Here is a 17,921-nt window from a genome sequence, read left to right on the forward strand (position 1 = left end):
TCACCTCCGGGGGAGCAGCAAAGAACGGTGCCATTCGAAAAAAGCGGGAAGAACGGATCGAAGAACGCGGAAAGCCGATATTCCACCGCGCACCGTGCCGATCCGGACGAGTTCATGTTCAGGAGCGTCCACGACCACCCGTACGGCCGCAACCGGGCGCGCGCCCGTACGCACGGCGCTCAGCAGCGTGACCGCCGACTCCATGTCGACCGCGATCGCGCCGGTCGCGAGCAGATCCGGCCGTTCCTGACCGCGGACGAGATGATCGGAGCCGGTCAGGGGGCCGGTGTGGACGGTGCGGCCGGGCAGGGCCCGCACCAGTTCCTTGACGAGCAGCTCGGTACCGACGCACGGAACGGTTCCGCGCGCCTGTCTGGTCTCCTCGGCGACCACCAGGTCGCCGGGGTGCATACCGGGGGCGAGTCCGGCGCAGAAGCCCGTGGCCAGTACGGCGGCCTCGGCCAGCGCCGGGTCGGCGAGGCGCCGTGTGACGGCCTCCTCGGCCGCCTGGGGCCCCATCCCCGTCCTGAGGAAGGTGACCGGTCCGTCGGCGCCGGAGCGGTCGCCTGCGCGCAGGGCGAGGCGCTCGATGCCGAGCGCGCAGGCGATCAGCAGCGGCGGTCCGGCGGACTGTCTGCCCATCAGCCCCCCTTGGCCGGGGAGAACGAGGTCTGGGAGAACGGTTCTCCGTGCACGTAGCGCCCGAGCGCGGTGAGCGGGAAGACCTGCCGGTAGAGGTGGTAGTTGATGGAGAAGTCCCACGGGAAGCCCGTGCCGGTGAAGTAGGGCTCGTCCCAGGACCCGTCCTCCCGCTGGGTCGTCGCGAGCCATTCGATGCCGCGTTCTACGGCCTTGGAGTCGCGCTCTCCCGCCGCGAGCAGGGCCATCAGCGCCCAGGCCGTCTGCGAGGCGGTGGAGGCGCCCCGGCCGCTCCATTCCTTGGCGTACTTGTAGGAGCGCAGGTCCTCGCCCCAGCCGCCGTCGTCGTTCTGCACGGCTTCGAGCCAGGTGACCGCGCGCCGGATCGCCGGGTGCGAGCCGGGGATCCCGGCCGCGGCGAGGGCAGGCACCACCGACCCTGTGCCGTAGACGTAGTTGACGCCCCAGCGGCCGAACCACGAGCCGTCCGGCTCCTGTTCGGCGAGCAGCCACTCGATGCCGCGCCGGGTGCGCGGGTCGTGGGCGAGGCCCTCGACGGCGAGCATCTCGACGACGTGCGCGGTGACGTCCGCCGACGGCGGGTCGATGACCTCGCCGAAGTCGCAGAACGGCAGCCGGTTGGGGAAGGGGCTGGTGTTGTCGACGTCGAAGGCGCCCCAACCGCCGTTCTTCGACTGCATTCCGAGGTTCCAGCGGACCGCGCGTCCGGCGGCCCGGTCCAGGCGCTCCGGGTCGTGATGTCTGACCCGGCGCAGCGCGAGCACGACCTCGGCGGTGTCGTCGATGTCGGGGTAGTTGTCGTTGTGGAACTCGAACGCCCAGCCGCCGGGCGGCAGTTGGGGCCGCTTGACCGCCCAGTCGCCGGGGCGGACGATCTCCTCCCCGAGCATCCAGTCGGCCGCCTTGACCAGTTGGGGGTGGTCGGCGGGCACGCCCGCGTCGGCGAGCGCGATGGTCGCGAGACAGGTGTCCCACACCGGGGACTGGCAGGCCTCGATCATCCGGGCCCCGTCCTCGCGCCAGACCGCGAACCGGTCGAGCGATTCAAGTCCCGCGCGCATCACGGGGTGTTCGAGGTCGTAGCCGAGCAGATGCAGGGCGATCACCGAGTACACGGCCGGCGGCTGGATGCCGCCCCAGCAGCCGTCGTTCTCCTGCCGCTCGATGATCCAGCGCGCGGCCGACTTCATCGCGGAGCCGCGCAGCTTGCGCGGGGCCACCTTGCGGTAGAGGTGCAGCGCCTTGTCGAGCCGTTCGAAGGCGCCGTCCCAACTCGCCACCGGGGCAAGCGGCTTGACCGGGTTCGGGTTGTCCGCGTCGGTGTGGAGTTCGTCGAGCGGGAAGGGCGCGGGCCGTACCGGCCGCTTCGCGGAGACCACCGTCAGCGGCACGATGGTCTGCCGGGCCCAGCATCCGAAGTCGTAGATGTTGAGGGGTACCCAGGTGGGGAAGTAGATGAGTTCCGGCGGGAGTTCGGGAAGGTCGTCCCACTTCCACCAGCCGAACAGGGCGAGCCAGATCCGGGTGAAGACCCGGGCCGCGGCGATCCCGCCCCGCTCCCGGATCCACGCGGACGCCTTCGCCATGTGCGGGGCGTCCGGCGCGTCCCCGGCCAGGCGCAGCGCGACGTACGCCTCGATGGTGGTGGAGAGTTCACCGGGTCCGCCGTAGAAGCTGGCCCAGGTGCCGTCCTCGCGCTGCTCGCCGCGGATGAAGAGTGCGGCGGCCTGGGTCGTCGACTCGTCGCGGATGCCCAGGAACTGACGGAGCAGCAGATCCTCGGCGTCCATGGTGACGTTCGTCTCCAGGTCACCCTTCCACCAGCCCTGGGCGTCCTGCTGCGAGAGGAGGAAGTCGGTGGCGCGTTGGACCGAGCGTACGGCGGCGTCGTGCACCCCGGCCGCCACGGGGGTGTTGATGTCGGTTTCGCTGGCCGCGGCAACACGGGGAGGCATGGCCCCGGTGCTTCCGTCGGTCGTCGCTGTCATGGCTTCCCCTTCGTGCAGTGGCATGTCTCTGCTGTGGGTCCGCCGTCGGCCGGTGCTCGTATCTTCGCAGCACCGGCCGGCGACTACGCGAGGGCTATTCGACCGATAGTGATCATCTCTTTCGTACGACGACGAAGTCGGCGAGCGCCGTGAACTGCGCCCGAACCCGGTCGGGCATGTCGATGGCGTCGAGGACCTCGATGGCGATGGTGTGCTGACGGCGTGCCTCTTCGGCGGTCCACTCGCGGCCGCCCGCCTCCTCGATGAGCGCGGCACGGGCCGCGAACTCCTCCTCGGAGAAGTTCTCGAAGTCGCTGCTCTTGGCGTCGGCGGCGAGGATCTCGCCGAGCCGCTCGGAGGCGGGTCCGCCCGCCGCGAGCGCCGCCACCACGGGCAGGGACTTCTTGCGCTGGCGCAGATCGCTCCAGGTCTGCTTCCCGGTGGCCTCCGGGTCGCCCCAGATGCCGAGGAGGTCGTCGACGGCCTGGAAGGCCAGGCCGAGATGGTGGCCGTACTTCTCCAGGACGTCGGCGGTGCGGTCGTCCGCACCGCCGAGCACGGCCCCGATGGAGGAGGCGCAGGCGAGCAGGGCGCCGGTCTTGTTGCCCTCCATCTCCAGGCACTCCTCGACGCTGACGCGGTCGCGGTGCTCGTAGGAGATGTCCTGCGCCTGGCCGTCGATGAGGGCGCGGGTCGCGGTGGTGAGGCGGCGGGTGGCGCGGCCGGCCTCGACGGTGCCTAGCTCCAGCAGGACCTCGTTGGCGAGCGCGAACAGGGCGTCGCCGACGAGGATGGCCTGGGAGGGGCCGTGCACCTTCCACACGGTGTCGCGGTGCCGGCGCTGCTCGTCGCCGTCCATCAGGTCGTCGTGCAGCAGCGAGAAGTTGTGGACCAGTTCGACGGCGACGGCGCCGGGGATGCCGGTCTCGGGCGAGGCTCCGGTGACCTCGGCGGAGAGCACGGCGAGCGCGGGGCGTACGGCCTTGCCGCCGTCGCCGGCCGCCGGGTTGCCCTCGGCGTCGATCCAGCCGAAGTGGTAGGCGGAAACGGTGTCCATGGGGGGAGCCAGGCGGTCCACGGCCGCCCGCAGTACCGGTGTGGCAAGGGTCCGGCCGCGCTCCAGGAGCGCGGACACGTCCACCGCGTCGGCAGCCGTCTCGGCCGGGGGCACAGTGGGCACAGTCTCTCCTCTTGTCGCGGTACCGGAGGTACGGGGGTCGCCTGCCGCCTGCTGATCGAGCATCACGCCGCCTCCTCGACTTCGAAGAGGTGACGGGGGCGGGGCCGGCCCAGGGCGGTGAGTGCGGCGTCCGCCGCGCTCACCCCACTGCGGACCGCACTCTCCATGGTCGCGGGCCACCCTGTGGCGGTCCACGCTCCGGCCAGGTACAGGCCGGGGGCCTTGGTGCGGGCGCCGGGCCGCAGCCGTCCGACGCCGGGGGCGGGAGCGAACGTCGCCGTGCGCTCCCTGGTCACGAAGAAGTCCTTCACCTCGGCGCCGCGCGCACCGGGCAGCAGCCGCTCCAGCTCGGGCAGGTAGCGCTCCCGCAGCTCGGCCACGGGCGCGTCGATCTCGTCGTGCACGGCGGACTGGGACAGCGCCAGGTACTGGCCGCCCTTCAGCCCCGACGCGTCGGTCCGGTCGAACACCCATTGCACCGGGGTGCCCAGCGCCGCGAAGAACGGGCGGGCGAGCACCTTGCGGTCGTAGACGACATGGACGTTGAGGATCGGCGCGGTGTCGATCGCGAGCAGCCGCCCGGGGTCGTCGAGGGCGCCGTCGGGCAGCAGATCGTGGGCCTCGCGCTGCGGTACGGCGAGTACGACGGTGTCGGCCTCAAGAGTCTCGCCGGGACAGTGAACGCTCCAACGGCCGTTCTCGTCTGTAGAGATGGAGGTGACGCGTGTACGGACTTCGGTGCGCACGCCCGCGGAGTCGAGCGCCTTGCGGGCGAGCCGGTCGTGCAGTTCGCCCAGCGGGACGTGTGCCCAGCCGATGTCGGCCGCGCCCGGGTCGGAGAGCAGACCGGTCTTGAACACCATCGCGGCGAGAGCGAGCGAGGAGTCGCCCGCGACCGCGTTGAGGGTGGCGACCCCGACCAGGTCCCACAGTGCCTCGACGGCACGCGCCGACTGACCGTGCGCGGTCAGCCAGCTGCCGAAGTTCTGCGCGTCCAGGGCCGGATCGGCGAGGTCGAGCCCTTTGAGCGCGAGCGCGGCACGCCCTACTCTGGCGCGCTCCGCGAACGAGAGATGCGGGTACGTCGCGAGGCTGCGCCCCAGATGCAGCGGCACGGGCAGCGGGTCGCGCCGCAGCCTGCCGAGGCGGCGCCCCTCGGGGCGGTTGACGTCGAGTACGGGCACGTCGAGACGATCCTGCAGCGGAGCCAGCGCCGCGCCGTCGATGCGGTCGAGGAACCAGCGGTAGGCGGTGCAGCAGCGCAGATACACGTGCTGGCCGTTGTCGACGGTGAGGTCGCCGCGCTGGAAGGAGAAGGCGAGTCCGCCCAGGCGCGGGCGGCCTTCGAGCAGGGTGACGCGGACACCGGCGTCGGCGAGGGCGAGCGCGGTGGTGATGCCCGCGAGGCCGCCGCCGATCACGACGGCATGCCGTCCGGCCGGTGCTGTCGCCGGCCCGGCGGGCAGCCCGTCGGGCTGCGTCCCGTCGCTCATCGTGCACTCCCCCCTGCGCGCCCACCGCGGCGCTCGAACCAGCCACGGCAGACCGTTGCAGTCAGGGACGCCGCTTCGCACCGGAGGGTTGCCTGCCGCTTTTCTCCGGTGGCGTCTCCTTGGCCCACTTTGTCCATCAGGTGCGCCTCCTGAGGGTCCGCCGCGTGACGTGCCGGGCGTCCAGACCGGACAGGCCGCGCACGGCGACGTAGGCCTTCTCGCGGCCGGGCAGGGAGACGCGGCCGCGCAGGACGGCCTCCGGCTCGCGCTCGATGCGGTCCAGCAGGCGGCGGTAGATGCCGGCCATGGCGGCGACGCAGGCGCCGCTGCGGCGGTCGAGCATGGGGAGCAGCCGGTAGCCCTCGGCGAAAAGAGTGCGGGCCCGGCGCACCTCGAAGTGCACGAGACCCGCGAAGTCGGAGCCCTCCGGCGGCGTCGGCCCGTCGAACCCGGCCGAGCAGCCGAATTTCGCGAGGTCGTCGGCGGGCAGATAGGTACGGCCGTTCTCGGCGTCCTCGCGGACGTCTCTGAGGATGTTGGTGAGCTGGAGCGCGAGCCCCAGCGTGTCGGCGTACTCCGAGGCGCGTTCCACACCGCGCGCGCCCGGCTCGGTGCCGAACACGCCGAGCGAGAGCCGCCCGATCGCGCCCGCGACACACCGGCAGTAGACCTTCAGGTCGTCCCAGGTCTCGTAGGTCTCGCCGCGGACGTCCAGCAGGACGCCGTCGATGAGCTCGTCCAGGCCGTCGAGCGGGACCGGGAAGGCCTCGGCCGTGTGCGCGAGGGCGACCGCGACCGGGTCGGTGTCGTCCTCCTCGACCTTGCCCTCGCGGACCCGGGTGAGCAGCGCCCGGGTGTCCTCCAGGCGTGCCGACTTCACGTCGGTCGGCAGGGTGCCGTCGCCGATGTCGTCGACGCGCCGGGAGAACGCGTACAGCGCCGACATCGCGCGGCGCTTGGGCGTCGGCAGCAGTCTGATGCCGTACGCGAAGTTACGTGCCTGCTGACCGGTGACGGCCTCGCAGTAGCTGTAGGCGGCGAGTACCGGTGCGGACATATGCGGTGCAGACTCCACGCTGCGGATCACCCCTCTCCTCGCAGAGTCACGCCCACCTCACGCAGCAACTGGATCTTGCCGGGTTTGGGCGGGCCGGGAAGTACGTCGTATTCAGCGGCGACGATCGCTCGGATCGCCGCCCTTCCCCCCGCCACGAACCCCGCGAGCAGCAGCTTCAGTCTGCCGTGGACGCTACCCACCAGGGGGGCGCCTTCATTCAGGAGATCGCGGGCGCGTTCTGCTTCGTATGCAACCAGTGCGCGCACCGATGCGCCCGCGGAGGGCGTGGCGAGATCCGTTTCCTGGACGTGAAAGCGCTTCATGTCCTGGGCGGGCAGGTAGATGCGGTCGCGGCCGAGGTCCTCGGCCACGTCCTGCAGGTGTTCGACGATCTGAAGTGCGGTACAGATCGCGTCGGACAGCCGGACCCGCTCGGGGGTCTCGGTGCCGGTGACGCCGAGGACCAGGCGGCCGACCGGGTTGGCGGACAGTTCGCAGTAGGCGAGGAGATCGTCGTAGGTCTCGTAGCGCGTGACGAGCTGGTCCTGGCGGTTCGCGGCGATCAGGCCGAGGAAGGGCTCGGGGGTCAGCGCGCACCGGCGGACGGTCGGCTGGAGGCGGCGCAGCAGGGGGTGACCCGGGGTGCCGTCGAAGACGCGGTGCAGATCGGCCTCGAAGGCGTCGAGGAGGAGCAGGCGGTCCTCGGCGTCCGCGGGCGGCACGCCGAGGAGGCGGGCGTCGGCGCCGCCGGGGGCCAGGTCGCCGTCGCCGATATCGTCGACGAGGCGGGCGAATCCGTACACCGCCATGAGATCGGTGCGCCAGGCCTTGGGCAGGAAGAACGGCGCCACGGGGAAGTTCTCACCCGCGGCCTTGTCGAGTGTGCCGCGCTCCGGATCACCGGTGCCGGCTGGGCCGGTTCCCGTCACCGCTCACTGCCAGGGGCGGGGACGGCGCATGCTTCGGTGAGCTGGGGAGTTTCCGTAGCCATTGCCGTCACATCTCCCGTTCTACACTGCCGACCCAATACACACTATTTCGGACACGCCGCCCAGTCGTCCGCACAGATACCCGCAGAAGGGTGTCGCGCATTATCGCCCCACTTGCCGCTATTCGGCACCGGTACAGCTTACGTTGTACAACGCAGCGAGCTTCCTCGGGGTGTCCTGCACATCACAACAACACACCGATTGGCGTCAAGATTCCTTGGGGCGGGCCGAGTTGACGTTTCCTTTGCAGACGCGGAGCCCCGCCGGAGCAGTTCCGGCGGGGCTCGGTGAAGCGTTCTGGGCTTTTGCGCCCCTGTGCGAGTGGACTACTTGCCCGTGAACTTCTCGTACTCCTTGAGGACCTCGTCGGTCGGTCCGTCCATCCGGAGTTCGCCGCGTTCCAGCCACAGCACCCGGTCGCAGGTGTCACGGATCGACTTGTTGTTGTGACTGACGAGAAACACCGTGCCCGCGGACTTGCGCAGCTCGCGGATGCGCTCCTCGGAGCGGACCTGGAACTTGCGGTCGCCGGTGGCCAGCGCCTCGTCGATCATCAGGACGTCGTGGTCCTTCGCCGCCGCGATGGAGAAGCGCAGCCGGGCCGCCATGCCGGAGGAGTAGGTGCGCATCGGGAGGGTGATGAAGTCGCCCTTCTCATTGATGCCGGAGAAGTCGACGATCTCCTGGTAGCGCTCCCTGACCTGCTCGCGGGACATGCCCATGGCGAGCCCGCCCAGGATGACGTTCCGCTCGCCGGTGAGGTCGTTCATCAGGGCCGCGTTCACGCCCAGCAGCGAGGGCTGGCCGTTGGTGTAGACCCGGCCCTTCTCGGCCGGGAGCAGGCCGGCGATGGCCCGCAGCAGGGTCGACTTGCCGGAGCCGTTCGAGCCGATCAGGCCGACGGCCTCGCCGCGGTAGGCGACGAAGGAGACGCCCTTGACGGCGTGCACCTTGCGCACCCCGCGCTCCTCGCCGCGCTTGACTATGCGGCTGAGGGCGGAGGTGGCGCTGCCCTTGCCGGTCTTGGCGCCGTGCACGCGGTAGACGATGTGCAGCTCGTCCGCGATGACGGTGGGGACCAGATCCTGGGGGGTCCGCTCGACGTTCTGCTCAGCCACGGCCGTACCTCTCCTCCGCCTGCCAGAAGTACACGAAGCCGCCGGCGAACAGGACCACGGCCCAGAAGGTGGCGATGGCCCACACGTGCGGCGGCAGGTTCGAGGAGCCGTAGCCGTCGATGAGCGCGAAGCGCATCAGGTCCATGTAGATGGCGGCCGGGTTCACCTGCAGGATGCGGATGAACAGCTCGGAGCGGCCCTCCAGGATGCTGGTGATGGAGAACATGACGCCCGAGGTGTACATCCAGGTACGCAGGATGAACGGCATCAGCTGGGCGAGGTCCGGGGTCTTGGCGCCCATCCGCGCCACGATCAGCGCGAGCCCGGTGTTGAAGAGGAACTGCAGCAGCAGGACCGGGAAGATCAGCAGCCAGGACAGGCTCGGGTAGCTGCCGAAGCCGACGACGATGATGAACAGCACGAGCATCGAGAACAGCAGCTGCTGGAGCTGTTGCAGCGCGAAGGAGATCGGCAGCGACGCGCGCGGGAAGTGCAGCGCGCGCACCAGGCCGAGGTTGCCGGAGATCGCGCGGACGCCCGCCATGATCGAGCTCTGCGTGAAGGTGAACACGAAGACGCCCGTGACCAGGAACGGGATGTACACGTCGCGGGACATGCCCCGGCTGGCCTTCAGGATGACGCCGAAGATGAAGAAGTACACGGCCGCGTTCAGCAGCGGCGTGGCCACCTGCCAGAGCTGGCCGAGCTTCGCCTGGCTGTACTGGGCCGTCAGCTTCGCCTGGGAGAAGGCGAGGATGAAGTGCCGGCGTCCCCAGAGCTGGCGGACGTACTCGGCGAGTCCGGGGCGGGCACCGCTCACCGTCAGCCCGTACTTGGCGGACAGTTGTGCCGCCGTGAGGCCTTCGTCGGGCGACGGACGCGGGCTCACCGCGACTCCGCCGTCATGCGTTGTCTCACTCAAGGGTGGATGCCTTCATTTTCGGATTCGTCTTACGACTGTCTTGCGTTCGTCTTACGGAATTCTGCTACAGGAACTGACACGTATCCGCCGCCGGATACGTTTCGAGGGGGTCGGCCGCGCGTCCCGCGCGCGGGACGCGCACCCCGAGCTTGTCAGATGACCGGAGGACGGCCCAGCCGGGTCAGGCGCCACACCGTACGCCACCGCATGGGCCGGCGCGGTCCGCACGGCGTGGTCCAGCCCTCCTTGAACCCGCCGAACCAGGCCTGAAGCGCCGGGCGCGAGGGGCGGCGCAGGAGGGTGAGCAGCAGCCACACGCCGAGGTAGACGGGGACGAGGGGTGCGGGGAGGTTGCGGCGGGCCAGCCAGACCCGGTTGCGGGCGACCATGCGGTGGTAGACCGCGTGACGCGAGGGCGCGGTCGTCGGGTGGTACAGCACCATGTCGGACCGGTAGTCGATCATCCAGCCGGCGTCGAGGGCCCGCCAGGCAAGGTCGGTCTCCTCGTGGGCGTAGAAGAACTCGTCCGGGAGTGCGCCGACCTCGGCGAAGACCTTCGTGCGGACGGCGTTGGCGCCGCCGAGGAAGGTGGTGACCTGGGAGGAGCGCATCGGGTCGGAGGCGCGCAGCCTGGGGACGTGGCGGCGCTGGGTGACGCCGGTGTCCGGGTCGGCGATGCGGAAGCTGATGATGCCGAGCCGGGGGTCGGCGGCGAAGGCCTGCCGGCACAGCTCGGCGGTGTCGTGCTGGGCGAGGAGCCCGTCGTCGTCGAGGAACATCACTATGTCGACATCGCGACCGCCGGGCCCGAAGGCCTCCAGGCCGATGTTGCGGCCACCGGGGATGCCGAGGTTCTCGGGCAGTTCTATGGTCCGGACGCCCTCGGGGACGTCCGGCACGGGCGAGCCGTTGCCGACGACCACCGCCTCGACCCGGTCGCCGTCCTGCTTGGCGACCGAGTCGAGCAGCGCCCGCAGTTCGTCGGGGCGGTTGCCCATGGTGATGATCACCGCGCCGACCTTCATGCCGCTCACTTCAGCCTGCTCGACGCGAGGATCGACACCAGGTGCAGCAGGGTCTGGAGCAGCGCGATGCCGGCCAGTACGGCGACGCCGAGCCGCGAGTAGAACAGGTCGCCGCGGACCTGGTCCACGATCGCGAGGACCAGGATCAGCAGGGACGCCTCGATGCCGAGGATGAGCCGGTGGAACTTGAAGGCGGCGGCGGCCCGGCGGGCCAGTGCCATCCCGGAGGAGCGCATCTCGGCCGCGGACTCCTGGACCGGTGCCTTGCCGGTCTGGTGGCGGGCCACCCCGACCAGGTCCGTCTCGGCCTTGATCAGGATCGCGCCGAGCGCGGCCAGCGTGCCAAGGAAGGCCCACAGCCAGTCGATACGGCTGCTGCCCCACAGGTCGGCGGCGCGCAGCCCGAAGCCGACGAGCACGGCGGCGTCGGTCAGGTAGGCGCCGACGCGGTCGAGGTAGACCCCGGCGAGGGAGTACTGCTTGCGCCAGCGGGCGATCTCGCCGTCGACGCAGTCCAGCAGCAGATACATCTGCACGCACACCACGCCGAGAACGGCGCCCGTGATCCCCGGCACCAGCAGCGCCGGGGCCGCGAGCACACCGAAGACGGTCATCAGGTACGTGAGCTGGTTGGGCGAGACCCTGGTGTTCACCAGGTAGCGGTCCACCCGCAGGGACACCTCACGCATGTAGAGGCGTCCCATCCAGTGCTCACCGCTGCGCCGGTCCTTCACCCCTGCGGGGTGGACGACGGGACGGAGTTCAGCTACCGATGGCCTTGACATAGTCGGCGTAGATGTCCTTGATCTGGTCGGTTTTCAGGTCGAGGTGTTCGAGGATCGTGTAGCGGCCGGGGCGGGTCTCCGGAGCGAACTCCACGGCGCGGACGAACTCGTCCACCGTGAAGCCGATCTCCTCCGGCAGCACGGGCAGTCCGTGCCGGCGCAGTACCTCGGCCATGTACGCCGATTCCTCGTGGGCTCCGCGCAGGTACATCGCGAAGGCCGCGCCCAGTCCGCACTGCTCGCCGTGGGCGGCCGCGCGTTTGGGGAAGAGCAGGTCGAAGGCGTGGTTGATCTCGTGGCAGGCGCCGGAGGACGGGCGGGAGTCGCCCGACACCGACATGGCGATACCGCTGAGGACGAGCGCCTCGGCGAGCACCTGGAGGAAGGCGTTGTCGCCGACCCCGCCCGGGTGCCGCAGGACGGCCTCGCCGGCCTGCCGTGCCATGGCCGCGGCCAGACCGTCGATCTGCTCGCCCTTGACGCGGTTCGCGAGCTCCCAGTCCGCGATTGCGGAGATGTTGGAGATGGCGTCCCCGATGCCCGCCCGCACGAAGCGGACCGGTGCCTCGCGGATCACGTCGAGGTCGATGACGACCGCGATCGGGTTCGGCACGCCGTAGGAGCCGCGGCCCGCGTCGTTGTCGAGGGTCGCGACCGGCGAGCACAGGCCGTCGTGCGCGAGGTTCGTCGGTACGGCGACCAGCGGCAGGCCGATGCGCGCCGCGGCGAACTTGGCGCAGTCGATGATCTTGCCGCCGCCGAGGCCCACGACCGCGTCGTAACGGCCGGCCTTCATGTCGCCGGCCAGCCGGATCGCGTCGTCGAGGGTGCCGCCGCCGACCTCGTACCAAGTGGCGCCGGGCAGACTCGGTTCCAGGCGTGCGCGCAGCCGGGCGCCGGAGCCCCCGCTGACCGCGACGGCGAGCCGGCCGGAGTGCGAGATGCGTTGGTCGGCGAGGACGCAGCCCAGGTCGTCGAGGGCACCCGGGCGGATGTCCACGACGACGGGCGAGGGGATCAGCCGGGTTAGTACAGGCACGCGATCTCCCGCCCCTTGGCCAGATCGTCGTGGTTGTCGATCTCGACCCACCTGACGTCGCCGATCGGGGCCACGTCGATCCGGAAGCCGCGGTTCACGAGCTCCTGGTAGCCGTGCTCGTAGAACTGCTGCGGGTCGGTCTCCCACACGGTCTTGAGCGCGTCGGCCAGTTCGGGGGTGGCGTCGCCCTCGATGAGGGTCACGCCGATGTACTCACCGGTCGCCTCGGCGGGATCCATCAGCTTGGTGATCTTCGTCATGCCCTTGGCGGGGTCGACGACGACCTTCATCTCCTCGTCCGCGAGGGACTTGACGGTGTCGAGGGCGAGGATGATCCGCTTGCCGTCGCCGCGAGCAGCGAGCAGTGTCTTCTCCACGGAGACCGGGTGGACGGTGTCGCCGTTGGCGAGGATCACGCCGTCCTTGAGGGCGTCGCGTCCGCACCACAGGGAGTAGGCATTGTTCCACTCCTCGGCCTTGTCGTTGTCGATGAGGGTGAGCTTGAGGCCGTACTTCGCCTCAAGGGCCGCCTTGCGCTCGTACACGGCTTCCTTGCGGTAGCCGACGATGATCGCGACCTCGGTCAGACCGATCTCGGCGAAGTTGCCGAGCGTCAGGTCCAGGACCGTCGGCTCGCCCTCTATGCCCGCGGGCCCCACCGGCACCAGAGCCTTGGGAAGGCTGTCGGTGTAGGGGCGCAGACGCCGTCCGGCGCCGGCCGCCAGCACGAGGCCGATCATGCGGGTTCTCCTTCATCGTGTACGGCGGGCGCCCCTGCGGACACCCAGAAGCGGATGCTCTCGACGAGCACCAGCAGGGCCACGGCCACGGCAACCGCCGTGAGCGCGACCGTGAACTGCGACGCGGTGAGCGCGGCGGCGAGAACGGTGACGAGCAGCGTCCGCCCTTCATGCCCCCCGATGGCGCGCACCAGCCAGGCCGGGGACGCCCCGGCGTTGCCGCGGATGCGGTACACCGTGTCGTAGTGATGGTAGGCGACGGCGGCCACCAGGCCGAAAGCCGCTGGAAGTGCTCCGTTTACCTCCGCTTTGGCCGCGAGGATGAGGACGGTGCAGTATTCGGCCCCCCGGAAGAGCGGGGGGACCAGCCAGTCGAGGGCGCCCTTGAGAGGGCGGGACAAGGCCTGGCCGGCGGTGATCGCGTAGACGGCGGCGCCCGCCACGGGGGCCCAGGTGACCCCGGAGAAGAGGGCCGCCACGAGAACCGCCGTACCGGCGAGCGCGATCAGGAACGGCGCACCCAGGCGGGCGGGGCTCACGCGGGCCACGAACGACGCGATCGGCCCGTTGTCCGCCAGGTCCGCCAGCGCCTGTGCCGCCCGGTCCGTGCGCCGCGCCTTGCGGGTCAGCGAGCGCAGCACCCGGCCGGCCGTCGTGTACGTCGCCGCGAAGGCGCAGCCGACGAGGAGGACGTAGAAGGTGATGCGGGGGGTCGTCGCGGCCGTGAGGACGGCGATCATCGCCCATCGTTCGCCGATGGGCAGCACTATCATCCGGCGCACCCAGACCGTCCAGCCGACGCTGTCGAGCTTGTCGGAGAGGGCGGCGGTGGGGCTGGTGTTGGCGGTGGCGTCGTGGTTGGCCTCGTTGAAGGAGAAGTCCACGACGTGCCGGCAGGTCTGCAGGATCATCGCGCCGAGCGCGAGCGCCCATACGTCGTCGCCGCCCCGGGCCGCTCCGAGCGCGAGGCCGGCGTAGTAGGCGTACTCCTTGGCGCGGTCGAAGGTGGCGTCGAGCCAGGCGCCGAGCGTCGAGTACTGCAGGGCGTAGCGGGCGATCTGTCCGTCGACGCAGTCGAGGACGAAGGAGCAGAGGAGCAGCACGCCGGCCACGACGTAACCGCCGCGGGTGCCGGTGGCCGCGCTGCCCGCCGCGATGAGCGCGGTGAGCAGGGAGGCGGTGGTGACCTGGTTCGGGGTGAGGCCGCGGCGGGCGCACCAGCGCGCGATGTAGCGGGAGTACGGGCTGATGAAGTGGGTGGTGAAGAAGCCGTCGCGGGACTTCACGGCCGACTTCAGGCGTACGGCCTCGTCGTCGACGGCGGCGACGGCCTGGCGTGCCTCGTTGCGGGCCTGCGGGTCGGTGGGGACCGTGGCGACGAGGCTGCCCAGCTCGGGGCGGTGCACGGGGCAGCCGTCGGTGTCGAGGGCGGTGACGACACGGTCGGCGAGGCTGTCGAGGAGGGTCGTGCCGCCGCCGGCCGAGTGCTCGCGGGCCACCGCGCGGGTCAGGGCCTGGCGGCCGGCCGGCTGCGCGGTGACGGCGCCCGGTACCGCGGCGAGCGGGAAGCGGGGGTCGGTGAGGCCGAGGCGCAGCGCGTGCGGGTGGCCCACGAAGCGGGCGTCCACGACGGCGACCCGCTGGTCACCGGGGACCGCCGCGAGGAGCGTCTCCGCCTCGGTGGTGTCGGCGGCGGTCCGGACGTCGAAGCCGAGCGACCGCAGGTCGCCCTCGATCGACGATCCGGGGACCGGCTGACCGGTGAGGATGGCGGTCGGCAACCGAACTCACTCCCTGGGTCCGACGCTTGGGCGCCGGTCATGTGCATGGTGGTGGCGCCCTTCGGGTGGCACCCGGGCGGCATGTCGGCAGAGGCTATCGGATGCTCTCAAGCCCGTGTTCACCGGCCGTTCATGGCCTGATCAACAGGGTCTGCCGGCGCCTCCGCCGAGATCATCATCGGGGATTCGGGGCCCGCCCGACAAACCGCACCCGTCAGACCGGGCATCGCGGGACATTGCGGAGGCCCTCTCCGTATCGGCATAGGGTGAATGCCCATGACATGGCTGATCACCGGCGGAGCCGGATACATCGGGGCGCATGTGGCACGGGCGATGACGGACGCCGGGGAGCATGTCGTCGCCCTGGACAACCTCTCGGCGGGAAACCCCGCACGCCTCCCTGCGACCGTCCCGCTCGTCCACGGCTCATCCCTGGACGGCGACCTCCTGAAGCGGGTGTTCGCCGAGCACGAGGTGACCGGCGTCGTGCATCTCGCGGCACGCAAGCAGGTCGCCGAGTCCGTGGCGCGGCCCACGTACTACTACCGCGAGAACGTGGGCGGCCTGGCGACCCTCCTGGACGCGGTCGCCGACGCGGGCATCGAGCGGTTCGTGTTCTCGTCCTCGGCGGCGGTCTACGGCGACCCGGGCGTCGACCTGATCACCGAGGACGCCCCGTGCGCGCCGGTGAACCCGTACGGCGAGACGAAGCTCACCGGTGAGTGGCTGGTCCGGGCGGCGGGCGCGGCGCACGGCATCGACACCGTGTGCCTGCGCTACTTCAACGTGGCGGGCGCGGCCGCCCCCGAGCTGGCCGACACGGGCGTCTTCAACATCGTCCCCATGGTCTTCGACCGGCTCACCCGCGACGAGGCCCCGCGGATCTTCGGCGACGACTATCCGACCCCGGACGGCACCTGCGTCCGCGACTACATCCACGTCGCGGATCTCGCCGAGGCCCACCTGGCGGCGGCCCGGCGACTGGCCGACGGCGGCGCGAGCGGCGACCTGACGGTCAACATCGGCCGCGGGCAAGGGGTTTCGGTGCGCGAACTGGTCACGGTGATCGGCGAGGTCACCGGGGACCGGCGGCCGGCCGTCGTCGAGGGACGGCGTCCCGGGGACGCGCCGCGCGCGGTCGCCTCCGCCGAGCGGGCCGCCGCAGAACTGGGGTGGTCGGCTCGGCGTGGGGTGCGGGAGATGGTCGAGTCGGCGTGGCAAGGGTGGCGCCTGCACCATGCCCAGTGAACTTAGGCTGCCCTGACCTGCGATTTGTTTACGCAGGTCAGGGCACATGACAACGGTGTTCAGTGCCGCGTTGCCCGATACCCCCCACCCGTAGTTCACTGTGATCCGGAGCAGTCATCAGGAGGGCGGCATTCCATGGGGGCAGGGCACGACCACGGGCACTCGCACGGCGCTCCCGTCACCGGTACGGCGGCGGCCGCGTACCGGGGCAGGCTGCGGATCGCGCTCGGGATCACGATCACCGTGATGGTGGTCGAGGTCGTCGGCGGACTGCTCGCGGACTCCCTCGCGCTCATCGCGGACGCGGCCCACATGGCGACGGACGCGCTGGGCCTCGGCATGGCGCTGCTCGCGATCCACTTCGCGAACCGGCCGGCGACCGGCAACCGCACCTTCGGCTTCGCCCGCGCGGAGATCCTCGCCGCGCTCGCCAACTGTCTGCTGCTGCTCGGCGTCGGCGGATACGTCCTGTACGAGGCGGTCCAGCGGTTCGTCACGCCCGCCGACACCGAGGGCGGGCTGACCATCGTGTTCGGCCTGATCGGCCTGGTCGCGAACATGATCTCCCTCACGCTGCTGGTGCGCGGCCAGAAGGAGAGCCTGAACGTGCGGGGCGCGTTCCTGGAGGTCGCCGCGGACGCGCTGGGCTCCCTGGCGGTGATCATCTCGGCCGTGGTGATCCTGACCACGGGCTGGCAGGCGGCCGACCCGATCGCCTCGCTCGCCATCGGCCTGATGATCGTGCCGCGCACGCTGAAGCTGCTGCGCGAGACCCTGGACGTGCTGCTGGAGTCGGCCCCCAAGGACGTCGACATGCAGGACGTGCGCGCCCACATCCTGGCCCTGGACGGGGTCGAGGACGTCCACGATCTGCACGCGTGGACGATCACCTCGGGCATGCCGGTGCTCTCCGCGCACGTGGTCGTCCGCTCGGACGTGCTCAACGCCATCGGCAACGAGAAGATGCTCCACGAACTCCAGGGCTGTCTCGGCGACCACTTCGACGTGGAGCACTGCACCTTCCAGCTGGAGCCCCGCGGCCACGCGGAGCACGAGGCGAAGCTGTGCCACTGACGTTCCCATGAGGCCTGCATGAGGCACGCATGAGCCCCGTACAGCTTCCGCGCCTACCGAAATCGACCGGTTTCAAGGGCGTGCGGCCCGGCGCCGCGCGCCCGGGCCCTCACTCCCGCGCCCCACCCCCCGACGGTTCCGCCGTCGCCGCGCCGGGCACGATGAACTGCCGGGAGTGCCGGATGCGTACGGCAGACTTGGCCTTGAGGACCGATGTGAAGGATGGGTATGCCGACCACACCTGCCACCGCGACGCACAACTCGTCGAACGGCACCGCTGACGCGATCTTGCTCGAACTGGTCGACGAGAGCGGCGTGACGATCGGCACGGCCGAGAAGCTCACCGCCCATCAGCCGCCGGGGCAGCTGCACCGCGCCTTCTCCGTCTTCCTCTTCGACGAGCAGGGCCGACTGCTGCTCCAGCAGCGGGCGCTCGGCAAGTACCACTCCCCCGGTGTGTGGTCCAACACCTGCTGCGGTCACCCCTACCCCGGCGAGGCGCCCTTCGCGGCGGCGGCCCGGCGGACGTACGAGGAGCTGGGGGTGTCCCCGTCGCTGCTCGCGGAGGCGGGCACGGTGCGCTACAACCACCCGGACCCGGACTCGGGCCTGGTGGAGCAGGAGTACAACCACCTCTTCGTCGGCATGGTGCAGTCGCCGCTGCGGCCGGACCCGGAGGAGGTGGCCACGACCGCGTTCGTGACCCCCGCCGAGCTGGACGAACGGCACGCTAAGGACACCTTCTCGTCCTGGTTCATGACGGTGCTGGACGCGGCCCGTCCGGCGGTCAGGGAGCTGACGGGCCCGTCCGCGGGCTGGTGA

17 protein-coding genes are annotated in these 17,921 nt (G+C 70.7%); 3 read left to right on the forward strand and 14 right to left on the reverse strand.

Translation table 11 applies throughout. The features are described 5' to 3' along the window. From ACGFY9_RS45480 to ACGFY9_RS45545, 14 genes are all read right to left on the reverse strand, one after another. Complete coding sequence (locus ACGFY9_RS45480; protein WP_393764490.1) at window positions 1-642, reverse strand: 1-hydroxy-2-methyl-2-butenyl 4-diphosphate reductase; 642 nt, start codon at window positions 640-642, stop codon at window positions 1-3. Continuing rightward, window positions 642-2,648 (reverse strand): squalene--hopene cyclase, encoded by a 2,007-nt coding sequence (shc, locus tag ACGFY9_RS45485; protein WP_393764491.1) that lies wholly within the window; start codon window positions 2,646-2,648, stop codon window positions 642-644. Before shc ends, ACGFY9_RS45480 begins: the two co-directional genes overlap by 1 nt. Before the next feature lie 112 nt (window positions 2,649-2,760). Continuing rightward, window positions 2,761-3,891: a polyprenyl synthetase family protein gene (locus ACGFY9_RS45490; RefSeq protein WP_393764493.1), complete on the reverse strand. Its 1,131-nt coding sequence runs from the start codon at window positions 3,889-3,891 to the stop codon at window positions 2,761-2,763. Then, window positions 3,891-5,321 (reverse strand): hydroxysqualene dehydroxylase HpnE, encoded by a 1,431-nt coding sequence (hpnE, locus tag ACGFY9_RS45495; RefSeq protein ID WP_393764495.1) that lies wholly within the window; start codon window positions 5,319-5,321, stop codon window positions 3,891-3,893. The genes ACGFY9_RS45490 and hpnE overlap by 1 nt, the downstream gene beginning before the upstream one ends. Next, window positions 5,318-5,458 (reverse strand): DUF6380 family protein, encoded by a 141-nt coding sequence (locus tag ACGFY9_RS45500; protein WP_393764497.1) that lies wholly within the window; start codon window positions 5,456-5,458, stop codon window positions 5,318-5,320. Before ACGFY9_RS45500 ends, hpnE begins: the two co-directional genes overlap by 4 nt. Next, entirely contained in the window at window positions 5,458-6,408 is a 951-nt protein-coding gene (gene hpnD, locus ACGFY9_RS45505) for a presqualene diphosphate synthase HpnD (RefSeq protein WP_393764499.1), read from the reverse strand. The genes ACGFY9_RS45500 and hpnD overlap by 1 nt, the downstream gene beginning before the upstream one ends. Beyond that, window positions 6,405-7,307: a squalene synthase HpnC gene (gene hpnC / locus ACGFY9_RS45510; protein ID WP_393764501.1), complete on the reverse strand. Its 903-nt coding sequence runs from the start codon at window positions 7,305-7,307 to the stop codon at window positions 6,405-6,407. Before hpnC ends, hpnD begins: the two co-directional genes overlap by 4 nt. A gap of 386 nt (window positions 7,308-7,693) precedes the next feature. After that, on the reverse strand, window positions 7,694-8,485 hold the full coding sequence (locus tag ACGFY9_RS45515) for an ABC transporter ATP-binding protein (protein WP_328676206.1): 792 nt from the start codon (window positions 8,483-8,485) through the stop codon (window positions 7,694-7,696). Continuing rightward, a complete protein-coding gene (locus ACGFY9_RS45520) occupies window positions 8,478-9,407 on the reverse strand; it encodes an ABC transporter permease (RefSeq protein WP_393764503.1) in 930 nt (309 codons plus the stop codon). Before ACGFY9_RS45520 ends, ACGFY9_RS45515 begins: the two co-directional genes overlap by 8 nt. Before the next feature lie 152 nt (window positions 9,408-9,559). Then, a complete protein-coding gene (locus ACGFY9_RS45525) occupies window positions 9,560-10,432 on the reverse strand; it encodes a glycosyltransferase family 2 protein (RefSeq protein WP_393764555.1) in 873 nt (290 codons plus the stop codon). A 5-nt stretch (window positions 10,433-10,437) separates the two neighbouring features. Next, a complete protein-coding gene (locus ACGFY9_RS45530; protein ID WP_393764505.1) occupies window positions 10,438-11,217 on the reverse strand; it encodes a CDP-alcohol phosphatidyltransferase family protein in 780 nt (259 codons plus the stop codon). Further along, the gene (locus ACGFY9_RS45535; RefSeq protein WP_393764507.1) at window positions 11,195-12,256 is read right to left on the reverse strand and encodes an iron-containing alcohol dehydrogenase family protein; all 1,062 of its coding nucleotides are present in this window, start codon (window positions 12,254-12,256) and stop codon (window positions 11,195-11,197) included. Before ACGFY9_RS45535 ends, ACGFY9_RS45530 begins: the two co-directional genes overlap by 23 nt. Next, window positions 12,244-12,996: a sugar phosphate nucleotidyltransferase gene (locus tag ACGFY9_RS45540; RefSeq protein ID WP_093630371.1), complete on the reverse strand. Its 753-nt coding sequence runs from the start codon at window positions 12,994-12,996 to the stop codon at window positions 12,244-12,246. Before ACGFY9_RS45540 ends, ACGFY9_RS45535 begins: the two co-directional genes overlap by 13 nt. Continuing rightward, window positions 12,993-14,777: a DUF5941 domain-containing protein gene (locus tag ACGFY9_RS45545; protein WP_393764509.1), complete on the reverse strand. Its 1,785-nt coding sequence runs from the start codon at window positions 14,775-14,777 to the stop codon at window positions 12,993-12,995. The genes ACGFY9_RS45540 and ACGFY9_RS45545 overlap by 4 nt, the downstream gene beginning before the upstream one ends. A 276-nt stretch (window positions 14,778-15,053) precedes the next feature. Between ACGFY9_RS45545 and galE the strand changes: the two genes are divergently transcribed. The 3 genes from galE (at window position 15,054) to idi (ending at window position 17,921) form a co-directional block, all read left to right on the forward strand. After that, entirely contained in the window at window positions 15,054-16,025 is a 972-nt protein-coding gene (gene galE / locus ACGFY9_RS45550) for a UDP-glucose 4-epimerase GalE (RefSeq protein ID WP_393764511.1), read from the forward strand. A gap of 135 nt (window positions 16,026-16,160) precedes the next feature. After that, window positions 16,161-17,099 carry a cation diffusion facilitator family transporter gene (locus ACGFY9_RS45555; protein WP_393764513.1) on the forward strand — a complete coding sequence of 313 codons (939 nt, stop codon included), beginning with the start codon at window positions 16,161-16,163 and terminating at the stop codon, window positions 17,097-17,099. 228 nt (window positions 17,100-17,327) lie between these two features. Continuing rightward, on the forward strand, window positions 17,328-17,921 hold the full coding sequence (gene idi, locus ACGFY9_RS45560; RefSeq protein ID WP_393764515.1) for an isopentenyl-diphosphate Delta-isomerase: 594 nt from the start codon (window positions 17,328-17,330) through the stop codon (window positions 17,919-17,921).

This window comes from Streptomyces sp. NPDC048504, assembly GCF_043200035.1.
In the GTDB taxonomy this organism is placed as follows: Bacteria; Actinomycetota; Actinomycetes; order Streptomycetales; family Streptomycetaceae; genus Streptomyces.

Coding starts and splice junctions, on each gene's coding strand:
- ACGFY9_RS45480 (WP_393764490.1), bottom strand. CDS start 642: ATGGGCAGACAGTCCGCCGGACCGCCGCTGCTGATCGCCTGCGCGCTC.
- shc (WP_393764491.1), bottom strand. CDS start 2,648: ATGACAGCGACGACCGACGGAAGCACCGGGGCCATGCCTCCCCGTGTT.
- ACGFY9_RS45490 (WP_393764493.1), bottom strand. CDS start 3,891: ATGCTCGATCAGCAGGCGGCAGGCGACCCCCGTACCTCCGGTACCGCG.
- hpnE (WP_393764495.1), bottom strand. CDS start 5,321: ATGAGCGACGGGACGCAGCCCGACGGGCTGCCCGCCGGGCCGGCGACA.
- ACGFY9_RS45500 (WP_393764497.1), bottom strand. CDS start 5,458: ATGGACAAAGTGGGCCAAGGAGACGCCACCGGAGAAAAGCGGCAGGCA.
- ACGFY9_RS45525 (WP_393764555.1), bottom strand. CDS start 10,432: ATGAAGGTCGGCGCGGTGATCATCACCATGGGCAACCGCCCCGACGAA.
- ACGFY9_RS45530 (WP_393764505.1), bottom strand. CDS start 11,217: ATGTCAAGGCCATCGGTAGCTGAACTCCGTCCCGTCGTCCACCCCGCA.
- ACGFY9_RS45540 (WP_093630371.1), bottom strand. CDS start 12,996: ATGATCGGCCTCGTGCTGGCGGCCGGCGCCGGACGGCGTCTGCGCCCC.
- galE (WP_393764511.1), top strand. CDS start 15,054: ATGACATGGCTGATCACCGGCGGAGCCGGATACATCGGGGCGCATGTG.
- ACGFY9_RS45555 (WP_393764513.1), top strand. CDS start 16,161: ATGGGGGCAGGGCACGACCACGGGCACTCGCACGGCGCTCCCGTCACC.
- idi (WP_393764515.1), top strand. CDS start 17,328: ATGCCGACCACACCTGCCACCGCGACGCACAACTCGTCGAACGGCACC.